5 protein-coding genes are annotated in these 4,284 nt (G+C 67.3%); 2 read left to right on the top strand and 3 right to left on the bottom strand.

Translation table 11 applies throughout. The annotated features are described in order from the left end of the window. Positions 1 to 264: SRPBCC domain-containing protein (locus VFQ05_07550; GenBank protein HET9326609.1), on the top strand; the 264-nt coding region annotated here is incomplete at its 5' end. Positions 265 to 306: 42 nt separating this feature from the next. Here the strand turns inward: VFQ05_07550 and VFQ05_07545 are convergent. Next, positions 307 to 789, bottom strand: coding sequence for a DinB family protein (locus VFQ05_07545; GenBank protein HET9326608.1), 483 nt, complete (start codon positions 787 to 789; stop codon positions 307 to 309). Positions 790 to 822: 33 nt separating this feature from the next. Next, the gene (locus VFQ05_07540; GenBank protein ID HET9326607.1) at positions 823 to 2,145 is read right to left on the bottom strand and encodes a glycoside hydrolase family 1 protein; all 1,323 of its coding nucleotides are present in this window, start codon (positions 2,143 to 2,145) and stop codon (positions 823 to 825) included. Positions 2,146 to 2,198: 53 nt separating this feature from the next. On the opposite strand from VFQ05_07540, the gene VFQ05_07535 reads away from it, so the two are divergent. Beyond that, complete coding sequence (locus VFQ05_07535; protein ID HET9326606.1) at positions 2,199 to 3,284, top strand: alpha/beta fold hydrolase; 1,086 nt, start codon at positions 2,199 to 2,201, stop codon at positions 3,282 to 3,284. On the opposite strand, the gene VFQ05_07530 is transcribed toward VFQ05_07535, so the two are convergent. Beyond that, the coding region (locus tag VFQ05_07530; protein ID HET9326605.1) for a PQQ-dependent sugar dehydrogenase at positions 3,270 to 4,284 on the bottom strand (1,015 nt) is incomplete at its 5' end. The genes VFQ05_07535 and VFQ05_07530 overlap by 15 nt on opposite strands.

The raw sequence follows: 4,284 nt of genomic DNA, 5'->3' as shown, positions 1-4,284 counted from the left end.
ATGGCGTTCTTCGGCACGTACCTCGAAGTGACACCGCACTCGCGCCTCGTGTGGACCAATGAGGAAGGTGGTGAGGGTGGTCCTGTCACCACGGTGACATTCGAGGACAAGGGTGGCAAGACGCTGCTGGTCCTGCACGAGATCTATTCCTCGAAGGAAGCTCTCGACGCTGCCGGCACCGGGGCGGCGGATGCGATGGTCGAGACGTTCGCGCAACTGGACGAGCTTCTCCTCACCCTGGGCGCGAGCGTGGGACGATCATGAAGTCGTCGATCTCGGCGCTCAAGACCCGCGGGCTCGTGGACCTCAGTCGAACTCGTATTTCGGATCGGTCGCCCTCTGTTCCGCTCCCACGCGACCGGCCTCGATCGGGGCGTAGAAGTACGCCTCGCCCTTCATCGGATGCCCTGAAAGCCGGCGCAGCATGGCGAGCTGGCCGACGTGGGTGAGCGCGTCGGCGAATGGCCCCTGGTACCAGCGCTGGAGGTCCACGTCGCTCGTCACGTCCGAAGCCAGCGCCTGGTCGATCGCGGCGAGTGCTCGATGGAAGCGCGCCACCTGCTTCTCCCAGGTGTCGGGCGGCTTGGGGTCCCACTGCGCGGGACCGCGCAGGCGCGCCGCCGAGACCTCGAGCAAGTCCCCGATGTGAGCCAGCAGCTCGAGCGGCGTCCTCGTGGTGGGCCCCGCCTTGAAGTGCGCGAACTCGGGGGGCGCGCCGCGCAGCGTCTTGGCGCCGCGATAGGCGAGAGTGGCGGTCGCGTGCCGCAGGAACTGCTGCGTCTCGTTCAAAGGAGTCTCCTCGAAGCCAGTCGGCGGTGGGTGTCAAAGGGAGCGCTTGCGGATCACGTCCGCCAGCCAGCGCGCGCTCGGCCGCACGATCCGGGCCTGGGTCTGGAAGTTCACGCCAACCAGGCCGAAGCGAGCGGTGTAGCCGTCGGTCCATTCGTAGTTGTCGAGCAGCGACCAGTAGAGATAGCCGATCACCGGAATGCCCCTGGCCATGGCGCGCATCACCTGCCACAGATGCAGATAGATGAAGCCCCAGCGATCGTCCTCGTCGACCGCGGGCGTGCCGTTCTCGGTGATGAGGATGGGCAGACGGTAACGATGGAAGCTGCGCAGGAAGTGCCCGAGCCCTTCCGGAAAGACCTCCCAGCCCAGGTCGTTGCGCTTGCCGATGCGCCGCTCGTTCTCGAGCGTCCCGGAACGTCCGACCAATCCCGGCCAGTCGAAGCCGGTATTCCGCACGAAATCGCGCGTGTAGTAGTTGATGCCGATGAAGTCGAGCGTGCTGCCGAAGGGCAGGCGCTCGAAGAACTCGCCCGGGATCGCCAGACGGCCCGATTGCAGCGCGTCGAGGAACAGGTGGTTGAAGAGGAAGCCGCGCGTCCGGGTCGAGATCCAGTCGAAGGGATTGTGCGGATGGTTCGGCGTCAGCGCGAGGCAGTGCTGAGCGACGCTCACCATGGCGGCGGGCCGGCGGTGGTGGATCGCCCGATACGCCAGAACGTGCGACCGCAGCATCCGTCGCACCGCCTGGAGCCCGCGCGGGTAATCGCTCACCCGCCCGGGGGGCCACTGGCCGACGATCCAGCCTTTGAAGGCCTGCACCACCGGCTCGTTGAGGGTGATCCACCAGCGGACCAGGTCGCCATAGGCGTCGACGACGCGCTCCACGTAACGCTCATAGAGCCGCTCGATCTCGCCGCACTCCCAGCCGCCCTTGGCAGCCAGCCAGCGCGGAAACGTGTAGTGGTGGATGGTGACCACCGGCTCGAGGCCGCGCGCGTGGAGCGCCAGGAGCCTTTCGCGGTAGTGCTGCAGCGCCTCGTCCGAGAAGCGGCCTTCCTCGGGCTCGATGCGGCTCCACTCGAGCGAGAAGCGGTGAGCGTTGTGCGCGATGTCCCGCGCCAGGTCGAAGTCGCTCTGGAAGCGCCGGTAGTGGTCGCACGCGATCCCGGTGCGGACCGCGACCTTTCCCTGCTCCTCCCATGCGGTCCAGTCGTTGTCGTTGCCGCCTTCGACCTGGTGCGCCGAGGTGCTGGAGCCCCACATGAAGTTCTCGGGAAAGCTGAAGCGTGCGGCATCGGGCCGCATGAGCGGGACGAGCGGAGCGATGGCGTCGGCAGGGTCCGAGGGAGTCATCGACGCAGTCTAGCGGATCGAGACGAAGCGGCTGCTAGAATGCGCGCGTGAGAATGGCGACGAAGATCTGCTCCTGGATCGTCTGGGCGGCCGTCATCGGCCACGCGTGGGCGGCGCCGGTCCTTGCCGCCGAAGGCGACTACGTGGTTCGCAACTTCGTCTTTCGCTCCGGGGAGAAGCTGCCCGAGCTGCGCCTTCACTACCTCACCATTGGCTCGCCACGGCGCGATGCCAATGGCAACGTCACCAACGGCATCCTCGTCCTTCACGGCACCGGCGGGAGCGGGCGGCAGTTCTTGTCGCGATCGTTCGCCGACGAGCTGTACGGCGCCGGCGCGCCCCTCGATACCACCCGGTGGTACGTCATCCTGCCCGACGGCATCGGGCACGGCCGCTCGAGCAAGCCGAGCGACGGCCTCCGCATGCGCTTTCCTCGCTACGACTACGACGACATGGTCGAAGCGCAGCGCCGGCTCCTCACCGAGCACCTCGGCGTTCGCCATCTGCGGCTCGTGATGGGCACCTCGATGGGAGGGATGCACACCTGGGTGTGGGGCGAGTCTCATCCCGACTTCATGGACGCGCTCATGCCGCTCGCCTGCCTGCCGGTCGGGATCGTGGGACGCAATCGCCTGTGGCGCCGCATGCTGGTCGAGGCGATCCGCGAGGATCCGGAGTGGAAAGGAGGCGAGTACACCTCGCCGCCGAAGGCGGGGCTGCGCACCGCCATCGACCTGCTCCTGATCGCGGGCAGCGCGCCGGCGTACCAGCAGAAGACGCTGGCCGCGCGCGATTCGGTGGATCGCTATCTGGCGGCCCAGACCGAGAATCGCATGAAGACCACGGACGCCAACGACCTCATCTACCAGGTCGAGGCCTCCCGCCACTACGATCCCGCGCCCAGGCTCGAGGCCATCAAGGCGCCGGTCATGTTCGTGAACTCGGCGGACGACTTCATCAACCCGCCCGAGCTCGGCATCGCGGAGCGCGAGATCAAGCGAGTGCGCCGCGGGCGCTTCGTGCTCGTTCCCGCGAGCGATCGGACGCGCGGACACGGCACCCACACCTGGGCGGTGTTCTGGAAGCCGTATCTCGCGGAGCTGCTCGAGAGCTCGAAGCCCGTCTCAGCGGGTCAGTAGGATCCGCGCGGTCAGCATCTCCTGCTCCGTATCCATGCGGGCGAGGTAGACGCCCGCCGGCATCGTGTTCCCCGACTCGTCACGTCCGTCCCATTCGAAGCTGTGCTCTCCGGCCTGGAGCGGGCCGTCCACCAGCACGCGAATCCGCCGGCCGCCGATGTCGTAGAGCTGGACGTGGACCGGCCCCGGCTCGGTGATCCGGAGCTGGATGCGGGTCGTGGTGGAGAAGGGATTGGGCGCGGCCGTGAGGGCGATTCCCATGGGCTCCGGCGGTCCGCCGACCCCGACCGTGCTCGTGTACGCGACGCGGCGCACCGAGGCCGGTGTGAACTGCGAGTAATACAGGGCGCCGTCGGGACCCTGACAGAGATCGACGGGTCCAGGGCCCCAGCCCTGGCTGTTGGTGAGGCCCCAGGTCTCGTTGACGCTCACCACGTTGCCCTGGGCGTCCAGGACCATGCGGCCCATCCTCCCTCGGACGTGGTCGAGGAAGAAGAGGTTGTTGGTGTAGCCCGCAGGAAAGCCGGGACCTGTATAGAAGGTGGATCCCGTGATCGCTGCGCCCCCGTCGGCATTCGTCACATAGGCATAGAGGGGATTGGTGAAGCCAGCCGGGGGCGGGCTCCCGCCATCGAAGCCCTCGTAGGTCGGCCAACCGAAGTTGGATCCAGGCGCCCCGGTGTTGATCTCTTCGCGCGACTTCATGAGACCATTCGAGCCCACGTCGTTGATGAACGGCCGATACGTCAAGGGATGGATCGCGAAGCGGAACGGATTGCGAAGGCCGCGATGGTAGATCTCGGTTCGCGCGCCCGGGGTGCCCACGAAGGGGTTGCTGGCGGGGATCGTGCCGTCGAGGTTGATGCGGATCATCTTGCCCTCGAGCCGCCCGAGTTGCTGCGGATAGTCGGTGGCCAGGCCGTTCTCGCCGTCGGTGGCGTAGAGGTAGCCATCCGGGGACGCCCGGAGACCCCCGGCGACGTGGTACCCGTTCCCGCAG

It is taken from the genome of Candidatus Eisenbacteria bacterium, from assembly GCA_035712145.1.
In the GTDB taxonomy this organism is placed as follows: domain Bacteria; phylum Eisenbacteria; class RBG-16-71-46; order RBG-16-71-46; family RBG-16-71-46; genus DASTBI01.
The sequence above is the reverse complement of the archived record's forward strand: the minus strand, read 5'-3'. Positions and strand labels throughout refer to the sequence as shown.

Coding starts and splice junctions, on each gene's coding strand:
- VFQ05_07540 (HET9326607.1), bottom strand. CDS start 2,145: ATGACTCCCTCGGACCCTGCCGACGCCATCGCTCCGCTCGTCCCGCTC.
- VFQ05_07535 (HET9326606.1), top strand. CDS start 2,199: ATGGCGACGAAGATCTGCTCCTGGATCGTCTGGGCGGCCGTCATCGGC.